We start from the raw sequence: 25199 nt of genomic DNA, 5'->3' as shown, positions 1-25199 counted from the left end.
CTTGCCCATTTCCAGATCCGCCCCATGCAGCACCATTGCGCAAGTGGGGCGGCTCGCACGATCAATGCAGCTTGAGCCAGGGATGGCGCCGCACCATCTCCTTGTGCAGATCGAGAATATTGTTCGAATTCTGCTCGGTGCGCGTGATCGACGAGTAATGATGACGATAGCGCGCCGTTATCTCGGGGATGTGCAGCGCGATTTCCTTGGCCTCAAGGATACGCAGCCACAGATCGTAGTCCTCCCAACCGGACTTGATCTTCTCGAAGCCCTTGAGGCCGACCAGCAAGGACCGGCGATAGAGCGCCATGAGGTCGATAAAGTTGCCGTGAAGCAGCCCTTCCTGGACGAACACACCCGCGCCAAACAGCTCGCGGCGGCCCTCGAAAATCTCGATAAGGCTGTAAGCTGCCGCTGCGTCTGGCCGCGCGTCGATCGCGGCGACGTGCTTCTCGATACAGCGAGGGTAGAGCAGGTTGTCTGCATCGAGCATGAAGCAGAATTCGGACTGCGAGGCCGTTATACCGGTATTCCGCGCGATCGAGGCGCCGCTGTTTTCGCGATGGTTGAGCAGTAGCATGCTCATTCCGAAATCCTGATGTTTGCGCATCCACCGGGCCGCCACCGCGAGGGAATTGTCCTTGCTGCGGTCGTTGACAACGATGATCGCAATGTCGTCCATGGTCTGTGCAGCGATGGAATCCAGCGTTTCCTCGATACAATTCTCGTAATTGTACAAGGCGATAACCACCGAAACACGGCGATCCAGCGAACCGCGCTGGTAGACGACTTCAGATTGCTGCGTAATCACGACAGGTGCCCCGCCATTTCCTTGCCAAGTCGCGCCATCAGTGCCCGACCGTTCTCATGGAGACGCTCCAGTTCCTGCCGCCCCTCCTGCGTACCGAGAAGCCAATCGATGCGTTCGGGCATTTCCTCAAGCGTCGCCTCTATGTAATGCTCACCCGGCTCGACAATGCCGATGTGCGCGCAGGGCTCGGTGATCGGCACGCAGCCCTGTGCAATGCCGGAGACGACGAGGCGGTGCCACTCGAAATAGTGGCTCTCGCCCTGGTGAATATTGAGCAGGAGCTTGGCGTTCTGCGCGATCTGCGCGAGATCCCGGCTGCCGATCATATTCGGGTTGCCCGGCCGGATCGGCCCGGTGAAGCGCGGAGCATGCAGGAAGCAGTCGTAATTCGCGAGCACGTGCCCGAGCTCGGCCAAGGATTCGGCCCGGCGCTTGTTGAGGTATCCTACGAACAGAATGTCATAGGGCCGATCCAGCGCCTTACGCGGATAGGTCAGCGGCTTGATCGCGCGCAGCCCGGCCATTTGCTCCGACGGAGGTTCCTGTCCGAAGTCGAACACGCCGCCGGGGCGCGGCAGCAGCGGGAGGAACCCGGCCTTGATGCCAAGACGGGACAGGCCGCGAGCCGATACCGGATTGATGTCGAGCGCCTTGCGCGACGTCAGCATCTTGTCGAGCGAGAGTGAGAACCATGAGGTGTGCCACTGCTCAAGATTGACGTGGATGACGCGCTTGGCGATCTCCGGCGTGAAATGGGCACCGGGACCATGGACGCAATACTCATGCGGCGCGACAACGACGATCTCCGTACCTTCGAGATCGAGGCCATGGTGATCGTCGAGCATCCGTGCCTCGAAGCCGGCCCCCACTAGCGTCTCGGTTACGTACTGGGCGATGTCGGTGAAAAAGAAGTTCCCGTCCTTCCAGTGCAGGACGACCACGGGCCGGCCAGGCGTGAGAAAGTCCCGGAAAGTGTAAAGGGGCTCGTTGGAAGCCTGAGACATGAACACGTCGGCAGCCATCGACTGGAACGCCTTGCGGCCTTCGCGCATCCCGTAACACACATAGTGCGTCAGGGCGTTCACGATCCGCGTGTCGGGATGCTCCAGGCTGTAGAACGCACAGGAGAACAGCGGCCCCGGCCGACGCAGCGCATCCTGCGGGGAATTCCTGAGGAAATCCTCGACAAGGTCCTCGTCGCTGCCTGAAACCCCATACCGTTCGGCATACCATTCCGGATCGAACAGGCCACTGGCGAGGATCGCCGGAATTGCCGCTAGGTCCGGTTCGACATGCGATTGGGCTGCAATGTCGGCGCTGGTGCCTCCATCGCGTCCCTCGGCCATGCCGTGCGCGAGATAGTGGAAGATCGGGCTGAGGCCTTCCACACCCACGTCAGGATAACGGAACAGATAGTCGGCAGAGTTGAAGATGCCGCTGCTTTCGAGACGACGTTCCAGCTTGCGCTGCCACAGCCAGGCGGGCAACCAGCGCTGCCACCCACGGGGGGCACGAGCCAGTTCCCTGGCTGCCTCGTGCAGCCAGGCCCGCTTGGCGCGCTCGGCCAGGGCAGTACCGTGCGCTTCGCGGTAAAGCGCTTCAAGGACAGTCACATTCCCGGCCACCAGATCCCTACCTTGATCGCGAGCCGACTTCGCCGCCACCCTTTGCGGTTTCCGGGCCAGTCCAAACGTACTTTCGCGGGCTGAACGCCGATTGCCGATCCCAGAATTCAAAGTCCGTCTTCCTGTCGCATCTTAACTGTCGCAGCGGTACGGAACCGCTGCTCCGCCACTCAGAGGGTGACCTAGCCGCACCCTTTTTCGTCGCCAAGCAAAAAGACTGAATGGGCAACGTTAAAGTGCACGGCATTTCGCCCGATCACGCAATTGAGCTATTTTCATCAAGGCTACGCCTGTGCATTTCCGCTGTGCGGCGCAAATCATTCATTTCTGTCATGTGATGTAAGTCATTCATCAGATCCGACAAAAGCAGCGCAATCGAATCAATGCTCTTCACGCCGAAATTCCGCTCGGCAGACTTCTTGACCAGCTCCTCTCCGAACTCGACCCCGCAGGCTTCTTTGAGCCACTGCCTCTCGCCTGCAGTCGCTTCGCGCACTTGCATCTCCATGTCCGGCGAAAGGCGGAAAGGAGATCCTGTAATTCTGAGAAGATTGAAAATCTCTTGCCCGGTTCGTCGCTCACCCAGCAAGCCATCCTCCCGAAACAGAGGTCTCAAAATATTAAGACGGTCTAGGACCAAAGCCGCTTCATACGACATCGACTGGTTTTCTTGCGAAACCTCAGTCTCATCGTCCGGATTATGAAACACTTCACCTATTCCTAGAAGCGACAGGAAATGAGATGCAATCCCACCACGATAGTTCCGCGCCTCATCGTAGGAATAGACTGTCACGCGATCGCGTCCAAACACCTCGACGGCTATATCGATCTGCCGCCTATAATAAGGAAGCGGAAGTTGCTTTCTCATTTCACTGATGGTGCGGCCGCCCTTCATCAACTCCTGGGCTACGCTGCGAACCCAATCGACGGGATTTCGCACGCAATAAAGTACTTCCCAGTCACTGCAGAACTGATCCCCCCAATCCTTCAGGCGCGCCAATTCCTTCAAATTCAGGTTTGACACGCCTTCTGCTGACAAGACTATCGCCCTGCAAAAAGTCGATCTTATCTCTCGCTCGAGAGTTTCAAAATAATAATCCTTACGCTTCTGCAAGGCAACTTGATCAAGTTGATCGATGCGATTTGTTATGTGCACCATCGCATCGTCATGAAACATCGTGCATAATGCGTCAGTTAAATTCGCACTCATCATTGGAACAAGGACTTTATGTCCTTCAAGGATTCGATTGCGAATATCAAATATTCTATTCTGTAAGAACGTCGTTCCGGTCTTCGGAAAACCGGCGTGCAGAAATATTTTTGGCTTTACGTTGCTCGTCCCACCAAAACGGTACAAAACTCATCACCCCTAAGATTAATACGTATACTATGTCCCCTGCAACCGTTTGCGCGCATGAAGTTGGGGCGTCAATACCTTGGCTTACAGCCAAGCAAAAAGCCCGAGCAGTCGCCCTTACCGCTGATTTCCGGGAAACCCTTGCTCCTTATCGGGCATTTCAGTGCAGCACAGGCGATCTATCTCACTGCGTCGCGCATGCGATCGCTGGTCAACTTCAGTGCACGTGCCAATCCACCAGAGCCACGACACACATCGCCCAAGATTGCACCAAAATCATGGCGAACCGTGCCTCTATCATCAAGGCTACGATATATCTTCCAGAAGCGCTCCACCCCCAGCGCCTGAGGCATGTGGAACACGCCGTGGAATCCGAAGCCTTGCTCCAGATGCCCAGCCCGTTCGGTCGAAAAGCTGTCGGCCAGTTCGCGCGGGGCAAAACGCATGCCCAGCTCTTCCAACCAAGCCCGGTTACCCCGACCGATGGCTAAATCCTCGGGATGGAAGCTCCGGAACTGGGTACTGCGGCAGGCCTCCATCAAACGCCGGCTACGCAGCGAAAAGCCGCCGTTGCCGACATTGTGACCGTCATCGAACTGCGGCCAGCTGGCGCCGATATAATCGTAGTCTAGAAATGCGGGATCCCAACGTCCGGCGTTAAGCACATGGCCATCCCACTGAGCGATAAGGCAGTAGGGTGTTTTTACATGATCCACGAGCCGGGTCAGCAGGAAATCGGAATAGGCGGCCGAAGACCCAAGCCTGTCGATCGATACAACCCGGATTTCCGGGTGAGCAGGACGGATCGGCGCATCGGTGAAGAGCATGCAGTCCGCAAAGGCTATCTGTTCGAGACAAGCCTCGAGCGCCCGCACTGTCGCCGCCACGTTCACCGAGGTTGCGGCACATAAGGAAACCTGCGGCAGGAATAGCCGATCATCACATGAAGAAGCAGTCATGGTCGGAGCCTATAGCCGAACAACGAAGCGTTCGCTGCATGGATCAAGCTGAGGATGGTGAAAAGGGTCTACTCCATCGGCGGTTCCCCAGCGCGTCTGCAACTGCGCCAGTTCCGCAGCCAGCCTCGCCGCACCCACAGGATCGCGGTCCAGTCCGCGGGATACGGATTCATGGTGGATCAGCGTCGCGCGCGGCTCGTAAAATGACTGCCACCCGCGCGCGTTCAGCCGCATGCACAGATCCACATCATTGAAGGCAACGGCAAAGTGCGTTTCGTCAAGGCCGCCCACTGCCTCGAACCGCTCCCGTCGCACCACCAGGCAGGCTGCAGTCACCGCAGAGACGAACTGTGGCAAGGCATGGCGGTGAAAATAGCCCTCCTCGTCGGGGCGCAGCAGGCGGTGAGCATGGGAAGCGCCTCCTCCCCCGACTCCCAGGATCACGCCGGCATGCTGGATGCGCCCATCTGGATAAAGCAGCCTGGCGCCTACCGCGCCGACATCCGGGCGCAAAGCTTGCCCCACCATCGTCCCGAGCCAGTCCGGCTCGATCACCTCGATGTCGTTGTTGAGCAGGCACAGCATTGTGCCGTTCGCCTGCGCGGCCGCCCGGTTGTTGAGCACCGAGAAGTTGAACGGCCCAGGACAACGCAGAACCCGATGATGGGCTGGATCGAGAGCATCCAGATACGCGAGCGTCGCCGGATCGTCGCTGCCGTTGTCGACGACAATGACCTCGAATTGCGGGTAGTTGGTGCACGCCAGCCCCTCGAGGCAAGTGCGCAACAGGTCCAGACGGTTGCGGGTCGGCACGATCACGCTGACCAGTGGCAAGTCGGCCTCGGCCTGAACCAAAGGGCTAGGAATACGAGGCATGGGACGAGCGCGACGATGGTGCAGAACGTGCGGTACACGTATTGGAGACCGTCCCTCGACCCGCGCACGGGCCACGGCCTCTTCGACCAAGCGCGCTCCGGATGCGCCTTCCCTCATCCTCTCAGGATTTTGCCTCGGAACGCGCACGACACAGGCGCCGGTAAGGTAATCGAAATGGCGGAACAGTTCTGCGTTCCACGCCGGCTTGAAATGAGGCGCGCGGCGCTGGCCGCGCGTGTCCAGTAAATCGTCGTCCGCATAGATTACACCGGTATCAGCCCCTTTTTCGGCGATTTCCCGGCGGTAGACCGCCCCCGCCCCCGGAGCGAGCACATCGCCTTCCGCAAGGGGCATGAACCAGACTTCCCCACCCGTTTCGAAGGTGGAAGCTGCCGCGCCGAGGACTGCGATCCCCTCGGCGGCGAGACTGCTCAGGGTCCTTCCGAGTCCGGCTCCTCCCACCTCCTCCCGTGTATCGACAAGCGCAAAGATCGCAGGTGCGGGTTTAGTGAGCGCCGTTTCGCCCTCCAAAGCCTCTTCGCACGCTAACCATACCCGGTAGGCCAGCGGCGACGAAGCCAGCAATGGCGCAAATTGCAAGCGGGCGCGTACCCGCTTGCCTAGCAAACGCCACCATAGTGCAATCAGATAAGGGCGTGGGGTTTTGTGCAGGGCTTGCAGGTGAAGTCCCATCTTGAGCAAGACTCGGCGTGCCACACTTTTTCTTGGCTTTTTTCCTGGCTCGCTCGGCCACTCGTCGGAATTCGTGCATGTCGCGGGCATCGCCTGCCGATAATCGCTTATCCGTAGGCAACCAAGGAAAAACCCGCTGGAAGAAGCCGACGCGGAATCCGATACTTTTATATCATCCTAAAAACGGCGAGACCTTGCATCGCGCCACCTTCGCGGCAAAGGGTTAAGCCTTGCTTGGAGGACTATGGTGGACGACCTGATCTGTTCGATTTGCGGCGGTAATGCTTTTCGGGAACAAAGGGTTCTGTGGGACGAACTGGTCGCGGAATGGCAGTTGAACGAAGCTGAACGCAATTATGTCGACCGCCAGCAAGGCTGCAGTTGCCTAGCCTGTGGAGCCAACCTGCGGATCATTGCTCTGGGCAACGCGATCCGGGCTCTCGTCGGCACGCCGCTGCCCCTGCGACAAGCAATCGGGGCAGGAGCATTCGAAGGCTGGCGTGTGTTGGACTGCAACGGCGCGGAAGGGATTTCGGCGGTCCTCGCACTTCTGCCGGGCTACCTCCGGGCGGATTACCCGGAATACGACATGCTCTGCCTGCCTTTCGCAGATGGCAGTTTCGACCTATTGGTGCACTCAGACACGCTCGAGCACATCGAACACCCAGTTCTCGCATTGGAGGAGTGCCGCCGCGTGCTGAACGAGCGGGGTCGGCTCTGCTATACCGTGCCCATCATCCACGAACGCCTTTCCCGCAGCCGTGCAGGACTGTCGCCCAGCTACCATGGGGACCCGGCGGCGGGCCGAGCGGATTTTCTCGTTCAGACCGAATTCGGTGCTGATGCCTGGACCCTTGTGCACCGTGCCGGGTTCACCGACCTGACACTCAGCCAAGTCCAGTTTCCCTGCGCGATTGCAATCACCGCTTGGACCGCGCCCCCGATAAGAGAGTAGCTACTGCATAGCTATTAGTATCCTTGTGATACCAATGGATATCCATCTCGTGGGAATCAGGATTTCCGGCCTTTCTCCAGAGCTTCCAAGGCTTGGTCAAGTACAGCCCCGATGGGGAGGTCCAGCGCATCGGCGACACGGTAGAGACGCTTGATCGTCTCCTCGGTCGCCTTGATGTTGATCTGGCGGTTACGTCCGGTTGTGCGCCGACGTTGGGCGCGAGGCACAGGCACCTGAACTTCCGCGGAAGCGGCCTTGCTTTGCTCCGAACCGCCTGCTGACGCCCTCCTGCCTTGCAGCTCAGGAAACCGGATGCTTGCGCGATCGGCTCAATGGTTTCCACCCGGACCGGCTTGGCGGCAACCTGCGGAACGAAGTCATCAAGGTCACCGAAGGGATTGGCGCGGCTCATCGTTCAGCTCCGATCAGGGCAGCGTACGCATCCGCTGAGCGGCGCCTTGCCGGTGGAGTGATGGATCGGTCTTAAGGTCGCAGTTATTTGCGAACTTAGGAGCGGTGTTTGTGGGGCGGATCACGGTTTTCGGCGGGCCTGAACGCCGCCGTCGCTGGAGTGCTGAGGAACGGCGGCGCATTCTGGAAGAGGCGTTTGCGCCGGGCGCTTGTGTCGCGCAGGTTGCTCGGCGGCACGACGTTTCCACTGCGTTGGTCTATACTTGGCGGCGCAAGCTGAGCGCGGCGCTCGTCGCGTCGCAGGAAGACCATGGCTTCATCGAAGCTGTCGTGCTGGAAGACAAGAGCTCCGTGCCCACGCCCGTGCAGCCGGCGATCATGGTCGAGCTTGCCCACGGCGCCCGGGTGAGCATCTACAATTCGGCGTCGCCGACCATGGCAGCGGCCGTCATCAAGGCCTTGGCCCGATGATCCCGATCCCGAGCGGCGTGAGGGTATGGCTCGCGCTGGGACATACGGATATGCGGCGGGGAATGCGCTCGCTGGCCCTGCAGGTCCAGCAATCGCTGAACAAGGACGTCCATGCCGGCGATCTGTATGTCTTCAGGGGGCGAAGCGGATCGCTGTGCAAGATCTTGTGGCATGACGGCCTCGGGATGTCGTTATATGCAAAACGCCTGGAAAGAGGGCGTTTTGTCTGGCCATCTGCAAAGGACGGGACGATCGCGATCTCGGCCTCGGCGATGGCCTGCCTGCTGGAAGGCGTGGATTGGCGCAATCCGCAGGAAACCTGGCGCCCGACACAGGTCGGGTGATTCCTTGCCTCGTCGAAATAGCAGCAGGATCGGCATAAAAGTGCTGTAAATGCTGGGTTTCTGAGGACTTGCGGTGTTGATTGCCACCGAGAAGTGACCCGGGGGGCGTATAAATTACCATTGAGAATTGACCCATGTTTCCCTCGCCTCCGGCTGCCAGTCGGAGGGTCGTGGAGTGATCAACATGGACTTACTCAGTGTGATCCGCCGGTGGCATTTCCGGCAGAAGATCTCCATTCGGGAGATCAAGAGGCGGACCGGCCTGTCCCGCAATACCATCCGCAAATATCTGCGTTCTGACGCGATTGAGCCGAACTTCAAGGTTCCGATCCGGCCGAGCAAGCTCGACCCTTACGCCGAGAAGCTGACGGCCTGGTTGCGAGTGGAATCCAAGAAGTCCCGTAAACAAAGGCGGACTGCCAAGCAGTTGCATGCTGATCTGGTCGAGCTGGGATACGATGGCTCTTATAACCGGGTTGCCGCTTTTGCCCGACGATGGCGGACCGAGCTGCAATATGAGCAGCAGACCAGCGGGCGTGGAACATTCGTGCCCCTGGTTTTCCAGCCTGGCGAGGCGTTCCAGTTCGACTGGAGCGAGGACTATGCCGTGCTGGATGGCAAGCCCACGAAGCTGCAGGTCGCTCATACCAAACTGGCGCATAGCCGCGCCTTCATCGTCCGCGCCTATCTGCTCCAGACCCATGAGATGCTGTTCGACGCGCTGACGCAGGCGTTCCGAGTGCTGGGCGGCGTGCCCCAGCGTGGGATCTTCGATAATATGAGGACCGCTGTCGACAAGATCGGGACCGGGAAGGCGCGGCAGGTCAACGCAAGATTTGCCGCCATGGCCAGCCACTATCTGTTCGAGACGGATTTCTGCAATCCGGCTTCTGGTTGGGAGAAGGGTCAGGTCGAGAAGAACGTCCAGGACGCTCGGCGCCGGTTGTGGCAACCGATGCCCAGTTTCCCTGGCCTGGCTGAGCTGAACGCCTGGCTGGAAGAGCAATGCATCGTCCAATGGAGCGATATCCAGCATGGCGTCATGCCCGGCACGGTGGCCGATGCGCATGCCGAGGAAGTTTCCTGCCTGATGCCGCTGGGCCGGCCCTTCGATGGCTTTGTCGAGCAGATCAAGCGCGTGTCGCCGACCTGCCTCATCGCCTTTGACCGCAACCGCTACTCGGTACCTGCCTCCTTCGCGAACCGACCGGTCAGCCTGCGGATCTACCCTGATCGTCTGGTCATAGCGGCCGAAGGCCAGATCGTGTGCGAACATGCCCGGCTCATCGAGCGCTCTCATCACAAGCCGGGACGCACAATCTATGACTGGCGGCATTATCTGGCGGTAATCCAGCGCAAGCCCGGCGCCTTGCGTAATGGCGCCCCCTTCCTCGAGATGCCCGAAGCCTTCCGGCAGTTACAGGGCCATCTGCTCAAGCGCCCTGGTGGCGACAGGGAGATGGTCGAGATACTTTCTCTCGTTCTGCATCACGACGAACAGGCTGTGTTGAGCGCGGTCGAGTTGGCTTTGGAGGCCGGTGTCGCCACCAAGACCCACGTTCTCAACGTGTTACATCGCCTCATCGACGGCAAGGCGCCTCCAGCTTCGCCGATCGATGCGCCTCAGGCCCTGCGCCTGACGCAGGAGCCCGAGGCCAATGTCGTTCGCTATGACAGGCTGAGGGATATCCGCCATGCGTCATGACCCCGCCAGCGCCGCGGTCGTCGTCATGCTGCGCAGCCTCAAGATGTTCGGCATGGCTCAGGCCGCCGACGAACTGATCGAGCAGGGCGCGCCTGCCTTCGATGCTGCCGTGCCGATGCTCGCTGGACTCCTGAAGGCAGAGATGGCCGAACGCGAGGTCAGGTCCATCGCCTACCAAATCAAGGCGGCCCGCTTCCCGGCCTATAAGGATCTGGCTGGCTTCGACTTTGCTGCCAGTGAGATAAACGAAGCCCTCGTGCGCCAGCTTCATCAGGGCGACTTCATGGAAAACGCCGACAATGTCGTGCTGATTGGCGGGCCCGGAACCGGCAAGAGCCATATCGCAACTGCGCTGGGCGTCCAGGCCGTCGAGCATCACCGCAAGAAGGTCCGCTTCTTCTCCACGGTCGATTTGGTCAATGCGCTTGAGCAGGAAAAGACCATGAACCGATCCGGCCAGCTGGCAGAACGCCTGCTACGTCTCGACCTGCTCATCCTCGACGAGCTGGGTTATCTGCCCTTCAGTCCATCGGGCGGAGCCATGCTCTTCCATCTGCTCAGCAAGCTGTACGAGCGCACCAGCGTCGTCATCACCACCAACCTAAGCTTCAGCGAATGGGCTGGCGTGTTCGGCGATGCCAAGATGACCACCGCGTTGCTCGATCGGCTAACCCACCACTGCCACATCCTGGAAACCGGAAACGACAGCTTCCGCTTCCGTGCCAGCACCGCTGCGCCAAAAGCCAGAAAGGAGAAGCCAGCATCTTGAACCTGCCGGGATACGGCAGCACATAACCCATACCCACCCGGGTCAATTCTCAATGGAAACCCCGGGTCACTTCTCAGTGGCAATCAACAGGCACGGATATCTAGCAGCAACCAAATAAAGTATCGGCCGCGTCACACGCAACAAAGAGCTTTAATCGCTTGAAATGACGCGTTAGGACCAGCCAACTGAGAGGTTTATACGCACTGTGACCAATCCTTTTCCTGGCTTGCCCCTGATCGAATCCCCTCTGCTTCCGAAGCTCCTGCCAACCATGGATATGACTACGGAAGAGGAGCGGATTGCCACCGAACTGCACGAACGGGGATATGCCGTCCTTGATTTTCCGGATCCTGATATCGCGGCCCGTATCGCGCGCATCCAAGAGAACCTCGCTCCACGTTTTCATGGTCTCGACTTCGCCGATCCTGCAAGCGACAAGACCTGTGGCGAACGGCGCCTGCAGGATGCCTGGACATTTGATTCTGACGTTCGGGCGATCGCGGCCAACGAGACGATGCTCACCCTGTTGAGTAAGCTTTACGGCCGGCGCGCTTTTCCGTTTCAGACCCTGAACTTCCCGGTCGGAACGCAACAGGAAGCGCATACCGATGCGGTGCACTTCTCCAGCATCCCCGAAAAGTTCATGTGCGGCGTCTGGCTGGCCATGGAGGACATCGGACCGGAAGCGGGGCCGCTATTCTACCTTCCCGGATCACACCGCTGGCCGCGCATGACAAACGAACTGATTGGGCGGCGCGGTTACGGCAGTGATCGTGCTTTCGCACAACAACCCTTCGAACCGGGTTGGCGTTCGCTATGCGAAGCCTATGGCGCAACCGAAGAACCATTCCTAGCCCGCAAGGGGCAGGCGCTGATCTGGACCGCGAACCTGCTCCACGGCGGCAGTCGCCAGATCGACCCGACATTGACCCGCTGGTCACAGGTAACGCACTACTATTTTGACGAATGCATCTATTACACACCGGCCTTTTCCGACGAGGGGATGGGGCGGCTCGACCTGCGTACATTGAATGCGATCCACGACGGCTTGCCGCGGCCCAACACTTATATGGGCGAACGCATCGGATTAGAACGCAAACACAAGAGCTTGCGCAATATCCTGAACAGAATCCGTAAAATTTTCAAATAAAAATAAACAGCTGGTGAGATTGCGCTATTTTAAAGTACAGCTGCACCGCCTCGCGGTGCAGCTGTACAATCCGTTAACAAGCGCCTTATAACTCGCCAAGGATGCGCCCCCTTCGTCCGTGCTTCGTCAACAAAGGTGCATGCGGTGCTGTAAGTGGCTTGCGAATCATTATCATGTCCGGCGTGATCGTCAGATCATGCAATGAATTGTTGACGGAGAGTTCTTCCAGGAGCTCAAAAACAAAATTGACCAAAGCCTTCTTATCTTGCCACGGAGCGGCATCTCCTTGGAAAGGCTGATGATAGCTCCATCCCCAGTCCTCAATGATATATAAGCCCCCAGGGCGCAACCGAGGATAGACTGTCAGGAAGGAATTACGCGTCTCCTCATAATAGTGAGATGCATCATCTATTACAAGGTCAAGCTCCCCGCCGAAATCCTCATCAATTATGCGAGTAATAGCGACTTCATCTGCCTGGGATACCGGGCAATGAACGCGGATTTGGTTCGACGCCTTCGAAACGTAATCATCAAGAAAGGGGCGTGGAATATCCATAAGATCTACAGCAGAAAGTTTATTGGGTTTAAGAATTTTATCTAGGAAGACAACCGAACCACCCTCAAATACACCGAGTTCAAGGACATTGTGGCATCCAGAATGGCGTAGGTTCACATATCTCTCAAGAAAACTGGGATATTTAACGATCACAAACTCGTTTGCGTTGGTCTTGGCTCCATCTCCGCCTACGGTTGCATCGATAAGGAAGCGAGCGCCATCAATTTCAAACCTGTCAGGAGCAGTCCAACGCATCACGGGAATCCCTGTAAATGTGTGTCCAAGTTCTCTTCAAGACTTCCTCAAACAATCATCGATCACAAGAGGGATACTTGCGAGTCGGATTGCAGAATTGATTAAATTTCATTCATCCATATGACAGATAGATCACATTAAGGACTTCTCTGGGCTCGGCGTTCGCCAAACCTAACCGAGAATTTCTCACCAAATTCGGACCAGTTTACGGGGAGCAGGTCAAGGTGTCCAGGTTTGCGCGGACACGAACGAGGTACAGGGGGGCAGGTCAAAAAGTCTTGCTCTCCATGACCCCATTATGCGGCGGCCTCGCGCCGACCGCGGAGAGAAGCGAGTGATCCATGGGTATGATCACAATGTCGAGAAAGCGGCTTGATCAACTAGGCCCCGATCAGAGAGGGCTCTAAAGATTAATAGAAAATTAATTTAATTCAAATCCTTAAGCGATAAATTTCGCTTATCGGATCAAGACCTGGATGATGCATCGGATCGGTGAACCCAATGCTATCCCATCGCTTCTGAAATACTGCAAGTTCCCGCTTGTAACGGGCAACGTGTTCAGGAGCAAAATCCTGACCGCGCGACTTGCTCTCATGGTGGATCAGCACTGCCTGAGCCTCGTAGATGTTCCGCAAGCCTGCCGCCTTTAACCTCAGGCACAAGTCGACGTCATTGTAAGCGATTGCCAAATCAATTTCATCAAGACCGCCAACAGCCTCAAATGCCTTTCGAGATACGACAAGACATGCGGCCGTGACTGCAGTCGCCTCACGCGTGACGAGGGCTTGTGCGAAATATCCTGGCTCCCCCTCCAGCAAGCCACGATGGGCGTGACCTGCAGCCCCCCCCATACCAACTACTACGCCGGCATGCTGGACACTGTGATCAGGATAGAGCAATCGCGCGCCCACGGCACCGACTCCAGGCCTCGCCGCATGGGCCGCCATCCGGCGGAGCCAGGCAGGATCGACCACTTCCGTGTCGTTATTGAGCAGGCAAAGGAATGCCCCGTTTGCCTGCGTAACGGCAAAGTTGTTGATTGCGGAATAATTGTAGGGATGGGGCCAGCGCACAACTTTCACCCGCGGGTCGCGTGAAATCGTCTCAAAATAAGCCAGCGTCTCAGGCTCGACGCTTTCGTTGTCCGCTACGATCAATTCGAGGTCAGGGTAGTCCGTGTTGTTCAACACCCCTGAGATGCAAGTTTCCAGCAAGTCAAGTCGATCTCGCGTAGGCACGATCACACTGACACGGGGCGCAGGGCAGGGCAGGGGGCGATCGATTACCAGCGTGCCGAATAGCCCTTCATGAACGGGCAGGCCGGTGAGTTCCTCCATCATGGCTCGTCGTGCGGAGGCCGACCGCTGCCACACCCGCGCCGGTGTAGTAACCGCAACGATGGGCACATGGAGTGGGGAGGGCGCCTGCAAATTCTGCATAAGCCTCTCTACAAGCCCTGCCACAACCACCTCGTCGGGCCACTGCGGATCGATACCAGCCCTTCGCGCCGCATCCACCGGCAAAGCGCAGGCCTGCGAGACATAATCCTGTGACAGGAACAAATCCGCATCCCATTGCGGCTTGAGCCAGGGATTACTCCGTTCTCCATGTGCACCGCGTTCGTCCTGATCGGCATAGAAGATACCTGCCGGCTCTCCACTCGCCACTGCTTGGGCAAGGACAGGCAAGACTCCGGGAGTCAGGGTGCAATCCGCCGCAAGCGGAACGACATGGCTTGCCCGGATCACGTCGAGTACAAGCGTTAATCCTTCAGCCCGCGTATCGACTGGCACGGACATGACGCAGATACGGGGGTCGTCCGGCAAGACGACAGCGCTATCCCTCGCCATGGTGACATGGATCTCCCATGCATCGCCGGGCTGGGTCAGAATTGAGACCAGCGCCTCGGTCGCCATATCCGACGAAGCCTCAAGGCCGACGTGCAGGTGTACGGCCAGCAACCCATCCGCCCGGACTCCAGGTCCTGGTTGGTTCAACGCCCGCCAATAGCCGTAGGCTTCCGGCATGTCTGCTGCGGCCAGACGCAGGCGATTCAGCGCCCGCACGCGACGCCGCGTGATCCACCACCAAGCGATTTCGAGCGCTTTAGCGGGCTGCCGCGGCACGACTAGCAGCGCAAACATGCGAAGATAGGGATGTATGGCCATGTTCTTGCCCTTAACCATCGCTTTGGCAAGGTTGGTGATGGTTCTACCTCAACCTTGCAAAAAGTGCGCACCTGAGCCGCGAATTTGCGGATAGGGTGCGCCTTGGCCTCTAGGCGACGAGCTCCGGGAGTTCCAACACCACTTGTCCGATGATCTGCGAATAGAGATTTCCGTAGATTTCGACCAACGGTTCCATGTCGTAGCGACGCCCCAGTTCCATCGCTCCCTCCCTCAGTTCCTGACGCAGGTGGTCATCGAGGATCTGCTCCATACCCTTGGCAAAAAGGTCGATAAATACGTCGGTATCGCGATGGGCATCAACGACAATCCCCCCCCTTACACCCGCCTCATTTTCAAGCATATTGCGGATCTCACCTACGTCGCTGGCAACGACAGGAGTCCCTGCCTGCAGCGATTGGATAATGCAGAGCGGATAGGATTCTCCGGCGAAACGTGTGGGGACAACAGCTACGTCGCTGATCCGGTAGAGGCCGTGAATGCGCAACTGGTACCCTAGGAAGCTGATGTCAGGATCATTGCCGTGCTTTTCGCGATGGAAGTCGGGCTCTTCGCCCTCACCCACCATACAAAGGTGCATGGGGCGATGAGGATTGCGGCTTCGAATCTGGCGGAACGCCTCGATCGCGGCGCGCCATCCCTTGCGCTTGATACCGCGGGCCACCAACGTGAACACTATTGCGTCTTCAGAAATACCCATCTCCGCCCGTGTTTGCGGATAGGGAAGGGGATCGATCGGCATGGCGTTAGCCATTTTCGTGAAATGGTCGTCCGGAAGATTCTGATCCTGCAAGGGCAGAAGGTTCTTGTCCGCCGTGTAAACGAAGTGATCAACCGATTCCGTGATCCGGACCATCATAGCAGGCGGAATGTCCGAGGCTTCATAGGAGCCATGCAGTGTCACCACATAAGGAACGTCCGCAGAAATATCCCACAAGTGATAGAAGTGCATCTCCGCACCCACCGTATGCGAATGAATCAGGGACACACCGGCTTCGCGGATGAACCGCTCACAGCCATACTCCGTAATCCAGGCGGCATCATAGACGGATACCGCTGGATTAAGCGAAGCGCGCATGTGTTCGTTTACTTCGCTGGACACGAAGACCAGCAGCGAAACCACCCATCCAGCCTCAACCAAGCTATTGGCTAGCTGGATCGGAAAATTCTCGCCACCACCCGGGACAAAGCCCAACATGGCCAAGACAATATGGCCTCGCTGACGCTTCACCGCAAGCATCTTGTCAAGGTTGCAGTACAGGTCGAATGGGCCATGTTCCTTGTCGACCTGAAAATGCTGATACTGGTTTAGGAAATTATTGTAGAATTTAATTACGGTGGTGTCGGGAATATCCCAGGTGTGGCGCATTTCTATCATTACGCGCTCAAGCTCGGAATAGAATCTCGTTCCGTCGAAAGAACTCGACGAAGTATTCGTACCGTGACGGCGGAAATAGGAAACGGCTTCAGGTTCCCAAGCGATCTGACCGCCCGACGCTATCTGTAAATAGAGGTACCAGTCACCGACGACGCGATAGGTCGCGGCTTCCTCCCATATGTGAAGGGGAATAGGCGAGCGCCGGAACAGGCAGCCCCCCACATTAGCGATCACGTTGTTAATGCCGAAACCGTGTGCGAACCAGTCCGCCGCCGGGCGAACGAGTGGCCTCTCCCAGATCCCTGCCTCGGAATTTTCCCGATACGTATCCAGAAAATAGTTCACCGCTCCATCGGTATCGACTTCCAGAATCCGACCGAAAGCCATTTGCACGCTGTCGTCAGCGAATTTGGGAACCAACTTCTCGACGAAATCGGACTCGCAGTAGTCATCGCTCTCGCAGATCCAAACGATCTCGCCGTCTATGGCCTCGACACCCTTGCGCCACTGCTTGAAGACCCCGCCGGAATTTGTCTCGTTATAGATTGTCCGGATGCGATCGGGATGGCGCGCGACATAGCTATCGATCACTTCTCTGCTGTCGTCCTTCGAACAGTCGTCCAGGACAAGAATGTCGATATTCGGATAGGTCTGCGCCAGAATGGAATCAAGGCGTTGAGCAAGGAACCGGCCATGGTTGTAATTCGGAACGATGGCAGAAACCTTAGGAGCATACCGCTTTTTTGCTAGCTTACGGCTGAACGAAAGGGCCGGCCGCAATTCCTGCTTTCCGTAGAGTGCCCAATGCACGAAAGGATTCATTCCCGCCTCGGAAATGTCCCTGTGAAGGGTGAGATAGAAATGGGTAGAGAAATCCGGACTGGGATCACGCTTTTCGCTCCAGCCATATCGCATATAGTGCAGGAAGGGATCGACGTTCGCCATCCGCACATCCGGGTTCTCATCTAAGTAGTAGGCCGGATCGAATTCGGCACGCAGCCGAACAATGTCTTGCGCGGAAAGGCCGTCAAACGCTCCGTTATGGTCGCTGAACAGGTTGTGGAAGAGCGGATTTAGTCCAGTCCCGACGATATCCGGATGATTCAGGAAATAATCAACCGTAATGAATGCAGAATTAGGGTTTCGTCCCTGACGCCAACCATCCCTGAGATAGTGTTGAAAAAGCCCCCAAGAGTCTGCTTTAACATCTGGATTACATGATTTGTAATATTCTTCATCAAAGTAACCATATGCAATTTCCTGCTGATCTGAAGTAAGATGATCCCACTCCACATTCTTCCGATCAATTTTCGATTGCATTACGCGCTCACGCCCCTAAGTTCAACAAATGTCGCTAACTTTCACCGTATGGCGGCGGCTTAAGAAATTTTCAATCAAAACTCTGGCCGTTTTTCGGCAGATATTTTCGGTGATTGATCAAACCGAGGCGCCGACGGCGATCCGGTGATTGGGCTGTCCGGGCATTGCAGGCTATCAGCGAAAAACCGCGTCGTGATGCTGCTTCGAACAGGTACCAAATTCGTCCATTCAGGAGCGTTTGTCGCATGATTATGCTGCCGAAGCAGGTCCGCACCCATGGAGCAAGGTTAGGAACGGGGATCGCCTGCATGGCGATTGCTCTAAGCGAAATGTCGGCACAAGCGCAGCCTTCCCAGACTGCAGCGGCGCAGGCCCCGGTTTCAGCTCCCGCTCCCCTCCCACCTTTGGACTCTGAAAGGGCACTGGTCGTCGGCAAGGATGTCTATCCGTCATTCTCGGTGCTGACCGATCAGCCGCGGTTCGATCGTTTCAGCAGTCTGCTCGTCAACACTTTGGCGGCCCGCAACGGTCTTTTCGGCGCCGCAGCGCGTGAAGGACTGACTTGGGCCAATCGCTATGTGCCGGGAACGGATCAAACGGGGATGGTGCAACTCTATGCCCTTTCCACCTCGGGCAACTACGGTGCCTTCTTTGGCGTCCGGTCGAGCGATAACCAAAATGCTCGGCCGCAGAACGTTATCGGCAGTATCAATCTGGTCGTGGCCGACAGCGATCGACCGCACTTGCACTGGGCAAACTATTCGGAAGGCTATGTGCCGAGCGGCAAGACCGCCTTTCGCCTCCTGATCAACGATGAGAATTCCATTCAGAACGAGGGAAATCCGGCTCCTTCGGCCGACCCCTACGATTTCAATCCGCAGCATCTGCTGAATAACCTCAGGGTCGACTGTGGGATCGGGATGGGCAAGCCGCAGGCTTGTACAAACCCGATTTCCGTCCTCAACAACGGTGCAAGCTACCGGGTCGGCATCCTGTTCGGAGACAAATCCATCGACGTCGTGGACGGGGCCGCGAATGCCGTCGCTTTCCCGAGCGACTATGCCCTGTCCTGGTACGGGGCGCCGGGAAAACCGGCATGGCGGATTTATTCGACTGCCCGCAGTGCCGAAGCCGGGTCACTCGTCATGACAAATGACAGCATGTCAATCACCGTGGGGCAAGGCAAGGCCACGCCGGCATTGAAAGTCGGTAATAATGCGATCTCTGCACCGGCTGTAATCGCGTCCGGACAACCTCCCCACATCAGCGGAAGTTGCCCGGTACAAGCACAGGAGGGCGGCAACACCGCTGGCGCCTTCACGCTTTCAAGGGATTGCACCCAAGGCACAATCGTCCTTGGCTTTTCAGCTACTGCCCCTAATGGATGGTCGTGCTTCGCCTCAAACTTGGGCCGGGAAAGTGGTGGCCTACGCGAAACTGCCTATAACGGGACAAGCGCCACTCTTGCCGTTTCGGGTGCTCAGCGTCTGGACTCCATCGTGTTTTCCTGCACTGGCTTTTGAGGTTTCCATAAGCGACGAGTTTGAGGATAAGATGATCGTCACAGGAGTTTTCGGCGCAAACGGCTTCATTGGGCGCCACTTGACTCGCGCGCTGCTAGCCCGTGAGCATCGGGTCGTCTGCTTCGGTCGCCACTTTCCGATCGATTTCCAAGAGAAATTCGGCAATCAGGTTGAAATGCGGTTGATCGACCTGAACAACGACATTGAAACTCACAAAAAACTTTTCGGCATCACGAATGTCGTTCAACTAATAAACTCGTCCAATGCGGCAGTCGGTAACGACAAGGTCGTGGCCGACATTCACAGCAATGTGATCCCTCACGTGAGTTTCATCAACTCCTGCATCATGACCGATGTCCGGTCCTTCACCTTCTTGTCTTCGGGAGGCACGATCTACGGCCGCCCACAGGTCATCCCCATCCCGGAAGACCATCCCACTCTTCCGCTTAACTCCTACGGTCTTACCAAACTGATCGCAGAGCAATACCTGCAGATGCTCTGCCGGGGTTCGCCAATGGGTTATAATATTCTGCGCGTGGCCAATCCCTTCGGTCCCGGCCAATTGGGCATCGGAGGACAAGGTCTGATCGGCACGATCTTGCAGAAATTCAAAATTGAACAGCCCCTTACCATCTTCGGCGATGGGCTCAGCGAGCGTGACTATCTCTACATCGACGATACGGTCGACGCGATTGTACGAGCAATCGAACAAGAGCCGCTGAACGACGTGGTGAATATCGGCAGCGGTGTTGGGCGTTCGATCCTGGAGGTGCTGTCAGCCGTTGAAGAAGTTCTGGGCACGCCGATTCCACGTACGCACGTTGCCAACCGAACAACGGATACCCCCTCCAACATCCTAGACCCTTCAAAGGCGGCACACCTGCTCGGATGGAAAGCGTGCACTTCCTTCCAGGACGGCGTGGCCCAAACTGTCGAATGGAATTTACGCTATGATGGCAGGCAAGCCTTTTCCCCCAGCGTGTGAACTTTTACACATACCGCAAATATTATCCGCTGATGCACTCTAGAAATGTAACACAACCTTGCATGATCAGTGCGATTGAGCAAAGCCCATCAAGTTTCCGGGACGCGAAGTGCAGCGGATCGGACATAGTTTATGGAGAGTGAACGTACATGCACGATTCCGCATATCGGATCGGAGAACTAGTTATGCGCACGTACAGCGATCTTCCAAATGCGAAGATCCTGGAAGTGGGTTCACTCAACGTCAACGGATGTCTGCGCGACGCTGCAGAACCGACCACACATTACATCGGCCTTGATCTCGAAGAAGGGCCCGGGGTTGATTTCGTAATTACCCCGGGAATCGATTTTCCAGTCGAAGATGACAGCTTTGACCTAGTCATGGCCTCTTCAGTGTTCGAACACGACTCCCGCTTCTGGGACACCTTCGTGCGTATGTGCCGCGCAGCACGCCCCGGTGGACATATTTACGTCAACGCTCCGTCGAACGGCACCGTTCACCGCTATCCACGGGATTGCTGGCGCTTCTATCCTGACGCTGGCTTGGCATTGGCCGAACATGCTCGCTCTGAAGGGCTTGAGATCGACCTCTGCGAAAGCTTCGTCGGCAATCGGCACAGCGACGTATGGAATGACTTCGTTGCGGTCTTCCGCAAAGGTCCCAGTGCAGAGCCGCTGAATACCGCCTTCATTTATCACCGCTACCCTTCGATCAATGCTCGGACATGGCAATCACGCGCCGTTTACAACGAGAGTGATGCTACCGAGGACATGTCGCTCATTACCAACCTGCGTAGCAGGTGTGACAATTTGACCGAGCAATCCCAAACACAACTAACCCAAATTTCCACGCTTGAGCGCACCTTGGGCCAGCGACAGGAGGAGTTAGATCGGCTGACCGCGAAACTCTCTGAAAAGGAAAGGGTGAGCGAGCACACCGAAGCAGACAACACCTACATGGTCGGCCAGATCGCCACGCTTGAAAGCAACTTGCGCCAGCGCAAGGAAGAGATCGAGCAGGCTTGGTCCCAAGTCAGTGAGATTACTGCAGAGCGCGATAAACTACGCTACCGAATTGAAATCCTCGAAACGACCCAATCGGAATTCGAGCAGGTCCAAAATGAGCTCTCGAAAATGGAAGCGGCTGCTGATTTCAGGCAGCAACAGTTCGAAGAGCAAGCCGAACTCAACCGTCACGTTCTTACTGGCGTTGGTCGGTTAAAAGGACTGGAAACGGCACCCAATGTTCTCCACGTGCAGACCGAGCGTTTGCAACGCGAATGGCGAGCGGAAAACCATCCGCTCAAGGACTTGGCCGGACTGCTCCATAAAGTTGGACAGTCGATGCATGATTTGGCTGCTCAAAAGGAAACACAGCAGGAAATCGAAGAGAAGCAGGCTCTTGCCGAAAGCCTGGCGTCGGTCCTGCAACAGAAAGCTGGCCTTCACCAGAATGTGGAACGGCTAATCGAGCGTTTGGAAGATCGCGAGTTTGCTCTGCGCGAGGCGCAGGAGCATGTCTCTACGCTGACTGAAACGCTGAACGCACTGCGTGTGGACACTGCAAAGAGCCTTGAGGCCCACTACGCGGAAAGCCAAGAGAAGGGGCGTGCACTTTCCGCGCTGGAGGATCAGCTAACCGAGAAGGACTGCGCACTTTCCGCGCTGGAGGAACAGCTAACAGAGAAGGACCGCGCACTTTCCATACTTGAGGAACAGCTGACCGAGAAGGATCTAACGCGTTTCGCATTGGAAGATCGCGCGACGGAAATGAGCAGGATGCTGCATTCCTTGGAAATGCGCGTGGATCAGAAGGATCGCCAACTGTCTTGGCTAAGATGCCTCTACGAATTCATCGAAGCTAATGAGATGGGCTGGAAATCCCTTCTGCCGGGTCACCGCGAACGCATGACCCGTGCTTTGCAACGCAAAGGGCACTTCGATGCAGACGCTTATCTGAGCCGCTACGCCGACGTTGCGGAATCCAGGATGGATCCGCTGCGGCATTATATCCTACACGGAATGCCCGAGGGCCGTCAAACCAATAGTTAAGCTTGAATGCCCGACTATTTTCCTCTCTTACCGTAAAGGAAATAGTCGGGCTTCACGCGCATCAAAGTGCGCTATAAATGTCTACGGCCCGTTCTACATCGTCGTAGACAGTTGCTTGGCCCTGGTCGATAATCATCGCCTTGTTGCAAAAATGCCGGACCAGTTCGGTACTGTGCGAGGCTAGGATCATAGTGCGATCCTGCCGCTTCTCAAATAGTTCTTCATGGCACTTGCGCTGGAAATTCTGGTCCCCCACCATGATGATCTCGTCGACGAGGTAGCAATCAAATTCGATCGCCAGCGACAGCGCGAAGGCCAGACGCGCACGCATCCCTGATGAATAAGTTTTCACCGGCATAGTGAGTTGGCGACCCATCTCGGTGAAATCCTCGACGAAGGCTTTCATGTCCTTGTAGTCGCGGTTGTAGATACGCGAGATAAAGCGGGCATTGTCATACCCGGTCAAACTTCCCTGAAACCCGCCAGCAAAACCCAACGGCCAAGATAACGACATGCCGCGGATTATCCTGCCGGATGTAGGCATCTCCACACCGCCGATAAGCTTGATAAGTGTACTTTTGCCAGCACCATTGCGGCCCAGAAGGGCCACTCGCTCTCCTCGTTCAACGACGAGGTTAACGTTGCGCAAAACATGTTTGCGCGAACTACCGTGCTTATACGATTTGTTGATGTTCCTGCAGACTATCATTCGACGGTCAATGTCCGACGTACCTTCCGACATAGGGCAAGGCCGATTACCGTTGCAACCAGCGAGCAGCCCAACGGATTCCAGATGGTGTAATATGCTGTAATCTGGTCACCCCAGATTCCTTTTCGCATCATTTCCATTGCGTTCACGAACGGGGACCACTGGAAATAATCCCGCATAGTAGGGGTCAGCCAAGCTGATAGCGTGAACATCCCAGAGAATGGGATCATCACGTAAGTCACTACCGGCATGAATTTTTCCAACACTTCCGACATTTCCGAGAGCGGGGCTATCATAAAACACAAAGACAATACGAAGAGAGCATAGATCATCCAGCCTGCCACCAACAGGCCCGGTTGTGCGGGAACTGGAAACTCTCCGAATAAGATCAGAATGCTGCCGATGAAGACATAGGCCATCATGCCGCCAAGCAATTCGATCATGAACCGCACGAGGATGAAGTCCAAGATTTTCACCTGGCGATGGTACATCAGACTACCATTTGCGATGAAAATGCTGACGCTGCGCGAGACACCATGACGAAAAAGCGTGATAGGAATGTACCCCGTCACCACGAAAGCGATGACGCTGATTCCGTGTTCCTGGGGGCCTTTCATGAAACGCCAAATAAGAGCTACCAGACCGGCGAATAGCAGTGGCTCGACCATCATCCACAGGAAACCGATGTTTTCCCGCCCGAATCGCGTGTGCAGTTCGCGGATCATCAGGGCATGAATAACCCGAATCTGGATGCGCCAACCTGCTTGCAGTTTGCGCAAGGTGACGTTTCCCATGGTCAGTCTTCCGGTGCGTGTTCAAGAATGCCGACGATTAGCATCCACCCAACGAAGTAAAGGCAGGTGAGAACCGCTGCTACGACGATCACGCTCAGCAAGCGATAGGGCAGAAGTGGCATATCGGGCTTATTGGCATCGACGATGCGTACCAGATAGAATTGCTGTCGCTGTGCTTCGTTGCGGGCTTGCACAAGTGCAGCATTTGCAACATTGAGATTTTGGGTTGCGAACTCTTGTTCGACAAGGAGATTTTCATATCCCCCCATCTTTGAAGCTATGCCTTGGTTGTTGCCAACGACGCGACTGTCCTGAGAGGCAATCTGCTTCGAGATCGCTTGAATCTGGTTCCGGAGAGCTGGAATGGAAGGATTCGCAGGCGCCTCTCGTTGCATCAAATCAAGCTGAGCTTGGAGAGCTGCGCGAGTGGCAATCATACCATTGGATATCTCAAGCACGCCGACTGCCTGTTTGGACGGATCGATGAGTTCTTGGGAATTGCGATAGCCGGCAAGGGCCATGCGCGCCTTCTTTGCTCTTTCCACGGCCAAATCAACCTGGATCTGCGCCTCGGAAACAGCCTTTTGTTGGGCCCGTTCGTTCAGCTTGTTGACCATAGCCTCACTAAGCGCAAGCAGTTGGCTATTAATCGTATAAGCGTCATCGGAGGTAAAAGCTTTAACTGTCAGGATTGCCGTTCCGCTCTCCGTATCGAGTCGTGCTCCGACCATTTTTCCATAGTACTTGAACAAATCCTCAAAACTACTATCATGAAAAAATGCGGGGTAGCGTGAAAGGAAGTCGCCATTTTCGCCAAAGCGAGTGCGGATATGACTATTCTTTTCTAGTTCGCGTAAAGCATCACGCGAACGAACATATTCCAATATCTCGTTGGCTTGTTCCTGGCCACTTGATAATCCAGTTGTTTGGATCAAGTTTGCAAGGCTTGACAGCTGCGGGCGCTTTTGGTCCGGGCTTTTAATGACAAAGCGAGCTTCCGAGACATATATGTCCGAAGCAATCAGACCATAGTAGATTGCCGCAATAATCGTCGGAACGATCACGAAGATGGCAAACCATCGCCGTTTTTTCAACCATGTGGAGAGCGAGGAAAGGGGAACTGTCCTGTTGGTCTCAATTGGGAACGATTGCTCGACGTTCATAATACCTTCACGGGCGGGAAACTGGAAAATCATTCCAAAGACCATTTAGGCCTTTGCCGTTTGCGCTAGGCCATCATGCACGAAGGTGCAAGAGCAGCTGAACTGATCCATTAGGCCGTTTGACCGCCCAGAGCTTGGTTTGCAGTAGGTTAG

Annotated in this window: 20 protein-coding genes; 9 read left to right on the top strand and 11 right to left on the bottom strand. The window is 56.4% G+C overall.

The annotated features are described in order from the left end of the window. Window positions 1–61: 61 nt before the first annotated feature. The 5 genes from ACZ1II_RS22355 to ACZ1II_RS22335 all read right to left on the bottom strand — a co-directional run bounded on the left by ACZ1II_RS22355 (window position 62) and on the right by ACZ1II_RS22335 (window position 6321). The gene (locus ACZ1II_RS22355) at window positions 62–811 is read right to left on the bottom strand and encodes a glycosyltransferase family 2 protein (protein ID WP_465145745.1); all 750 of its coding nucleotides are present in this window, start codon (window positions 809–811) and stop codon (window positions 62–64) included. Continuing rightward, entirely contained in the window at window positions 808–2475 is a 1668-nt protein-coding gene (locus tag ACZ1II_RS22350) for a hypothetical protein (protein WP_465145744.1), read from the bottom strand. Before ACZ1II_RS22350 ends, ACZ1II_RS22355 begins: the two co-directional genes overlap by 4 nt. Before the next feature lie 217 nt (window positions 2476–2692). Continuing rightward, window positions 2693–3793, bottom strand: a complete 1101-nt coding sequence (locus ACZ1II_RS22345) for a hypothetical protein (protein WP_465145743.1) — start codon at window positions 3791–3793, stop codon at window positions 2693–2695. A 179-nt stretch (window positions 3794–3972) separates the two neighbouring features. Beyond that, window positions 3973–4752 (bottom strand): DUF5672 family protein, encoded by a 780-nt coding sequence (locus ACZ1II_RS22340; RefSeq protein ID WP_465145742.1) that lies wholly within the window; start codon window positions 4750–4752, stop codon window positions 3973–3975. A 9-nt stretch (window positions 4753–4761) separates the two neighbouring features. After that, entirely contained in the window at window positions 4762–6321 is a 1560-nt protein-coding gene (locus ACZ1II_RS22335; RefSeq protein ID WP_465145741.1) for a glycosyltransferase family 2 protein, read from the bottom strand. A 247-nt stretch (window positions 6322–6568) separates the two neighbouring features. On the opposite strand from ACZ1II_RS22335, the gene ACZ1II_RS22330 reads away from it, so the two are divergent. From ACZ1II_RS22330 to ACZ1II_RS22305, 6 genes are all read left to right on the top strand, one after another. Next, on the top strand, window positions 6569–7276 hold the full coding sequence (locus tag ACZ1II_RS22330) for a class I SAM-dependent methyltransferase (RefSeq protein ID WP_465145740.1): 708 nt from the start codon (window positions 6569–6571) through the stop codon (window positions 7274–7276). Between the two features lie 522 nt (window positions 7277–7798). Further along, window positions 7799–8158, top strand: a complete 360-nt coding sequence (gene tnpA, locus ACZ1II_RS22325) for an IS66-like element accessory protein TnpA (RefSeq protein WP_465145739.1) — start codon at window positions 7799–7801, stop codon at window positions 8156–8158. Beyond that, window positions 8155–8502: an IS66 family insertion sequence element accessory protein TnpB gene (gene tnpB, locus ACZ1II_RS22320; protein ID WP_317210012.1), complete on the top strand. Its 348-nt coding sequence runs from the start codon at window positions 8155–8157 to the stop codon at window positions 8500–8502. The genes tnpA and tnpB overlap by 4 nt, the downstream gene beginning before the upstream one ends. 184 nt (window positions 8503–8686) lie before the next feature. After that, on the top strand, window positions 8687–10207 hold the full coding sequence (gene istA / locus ACZ1II_RS22315; protein ID WP_465145738.1) for an IS21 family transposase: 1521 nt from the start codon (window positions 8687–8689) through the stop codon (window positions 10205–10207). Further along, window positions 10197–10976 (top strand): IS21-like element helper ATPase IstB, encoded by a 780-nt coding sequence (gene istB / locus ACZ1II_RS22310; RefSeq protein WP_132470100.1) that lies wholly within the window; start codon window positions 10197–10199, stop codon window positions 10974–10976. The genes istA and istB overlap by 11 nt, the downstream gene beginning before the upstream one ends. Window positions 10977–11181: 205 nt before the next feature. Beyond that, a complete protein-coding gene (locus tag ACZ1II_RS22305; protein WP_465145737.1) occupies window positions 11182–12126 on the top strand; it encodes a phytanoyl-CoA dioxygenase family protein in 945 nt (314 codons plus the stop codon). 85 nt (window positions 12127–12211) lie between these two features. Here the strand turns inward: ACZ1II_RS22305 and ACZ1II_RS22300 are convergent, their stop codons facing one another. From ACZ1II_RS22300 to ACZ1II_RS22290, 3 genes are all read right to left on the bottom strand, one after another. Further along, window positions 12212–12937, bottom strand: a complete 726-nt coding sequence (locus tag ACZ1II_RS22300; protein ID WP_465145736.1) for a class I SAM-dependent methyltransferase — start codon at window positions 12935–12937, stop codon at window positions 12212–12214. Between the two features lie 431 nt (window positions 12938–13368). Next, window positions 13369–15123: a glycosyltransferase gene (locus ACZ1II_RS22295; protein WP_465145735.1), complete on the bottom strand. Its 1755-nt coding sequence runs from the start codon at window positions 15121–15123 to the stop codon at window positions 13369–13371. Between the two features lie 91 nt (window positions 15124–15214). Then, the gene (locus tag ACZ1II_RS22290; RefSeq protein ID WP_465145734.1) at window positions 15215–17821 is read right to left on the bottom strand and encodes a glycosyltransferase; all 2607 of its coding nucleotides are present in this window, start codon (window positions 17819–17821) and stop codon (window positions 15215–15217) included. A gap of 245 nt (window positions 17822–18066) precedes the next feature. Here ACZ1II_RS22290 and ACZ1II_RS22285 point away from each other — a divergent pair, with 245 nt between their 5' ends. From ACZ1II_RS22285 to ACZ1II_RS22275, 3 genes are all read left to right on the top strand, one after another. Further along, entirely contained in the window at window positions 18067–19344 is a 1278-nt protein-coding gene (locus ACZ1II_RS22285) for a hypothetical protein (protein ID WP_465145733.1), read from the top strand. 31 nt (window positions 19345–19375) lie between these two features. Further along, entirely contained in the window at window positions 19376–20329 is a 954-nt protein-coding gene (locus ACZ1II_RS22280; RefSeq protein ID WP_465145732.1) for an NAD-dependent epimerase/dehydratase family protein, read from the top strand. A 185-nt stretch (window positions 20330–20514) separates the two neighbouring features. Next, window positions 20515–22380, top strand: a complete 1866-nt coding sequence (locus ACZ1II_RS22275) for a class I SAM-dependent methyltransferase (RefSeq protein ID WP_465145731.1) — start codon at window positions 20515–20517, stop codon at window positions 22378–22380. 61 nt (window positions 22381–22441) lie between these two features. Here the strand turns inward: ACZ1II_RS22275 and ACZ1II_RS22270 are convergent, their stop codons facing one another. The 3 genes from ACZ1II_RS22270 to ACZ1II_RS22260 are packed head-to-tail and all read right to left on the bottom strand — an operon-like array spanning window position 22442 to window position 25079. Continuing rightward, window positions 22442–23089 carry an ABC transporter ATP-binding protein gene (locus ACZ1II_RS22270; protein WP_465145730.1) on the bottom strand — a complete coding sequence of 216 codons (648 nt, stop codon included), beginning with the start codon at window positions 23087–23089 and terminating at the stop codon, window positions 22442–22444. Continuing rightward, entirely contained in the window at window positions 23086–23883 is a 798-nt protein-coding gene (locus tag ACZ1II_RS22265) for an ABC transporter permease (RefSeq protein WP_465145729.1), read from the bottom strand. Before ACZ1II_RS22265 ends, ACZ1II_RS22270 begins: the two co-directional genes overlap by 4 nt. 2 nt (window positions 23884–23885) lie before the next feature. Continuing rightward, the gene (locus ACZ1II_RS22260) at window positions 23886–25079 is read right to left on the bottom strand and encodes a KpsE/RkpR family capsule polysaccharide export protein (RefSeq protein ID WP_465145728.1); all 1194 of its coding nucleotides are present in this window, start codon (window positions 25077–25079) and stop codon (window positions 23886–23888) included. Window positions 25080–25199 lie beyond the last annotated feature (120 nt).

It is taken from the genome of Novosphingobium sp. BL-S-20, from assembly GCF_055521635.1.
This window is presented reverse-complemented; position numbering and strand designations above follow the sequence as displayed.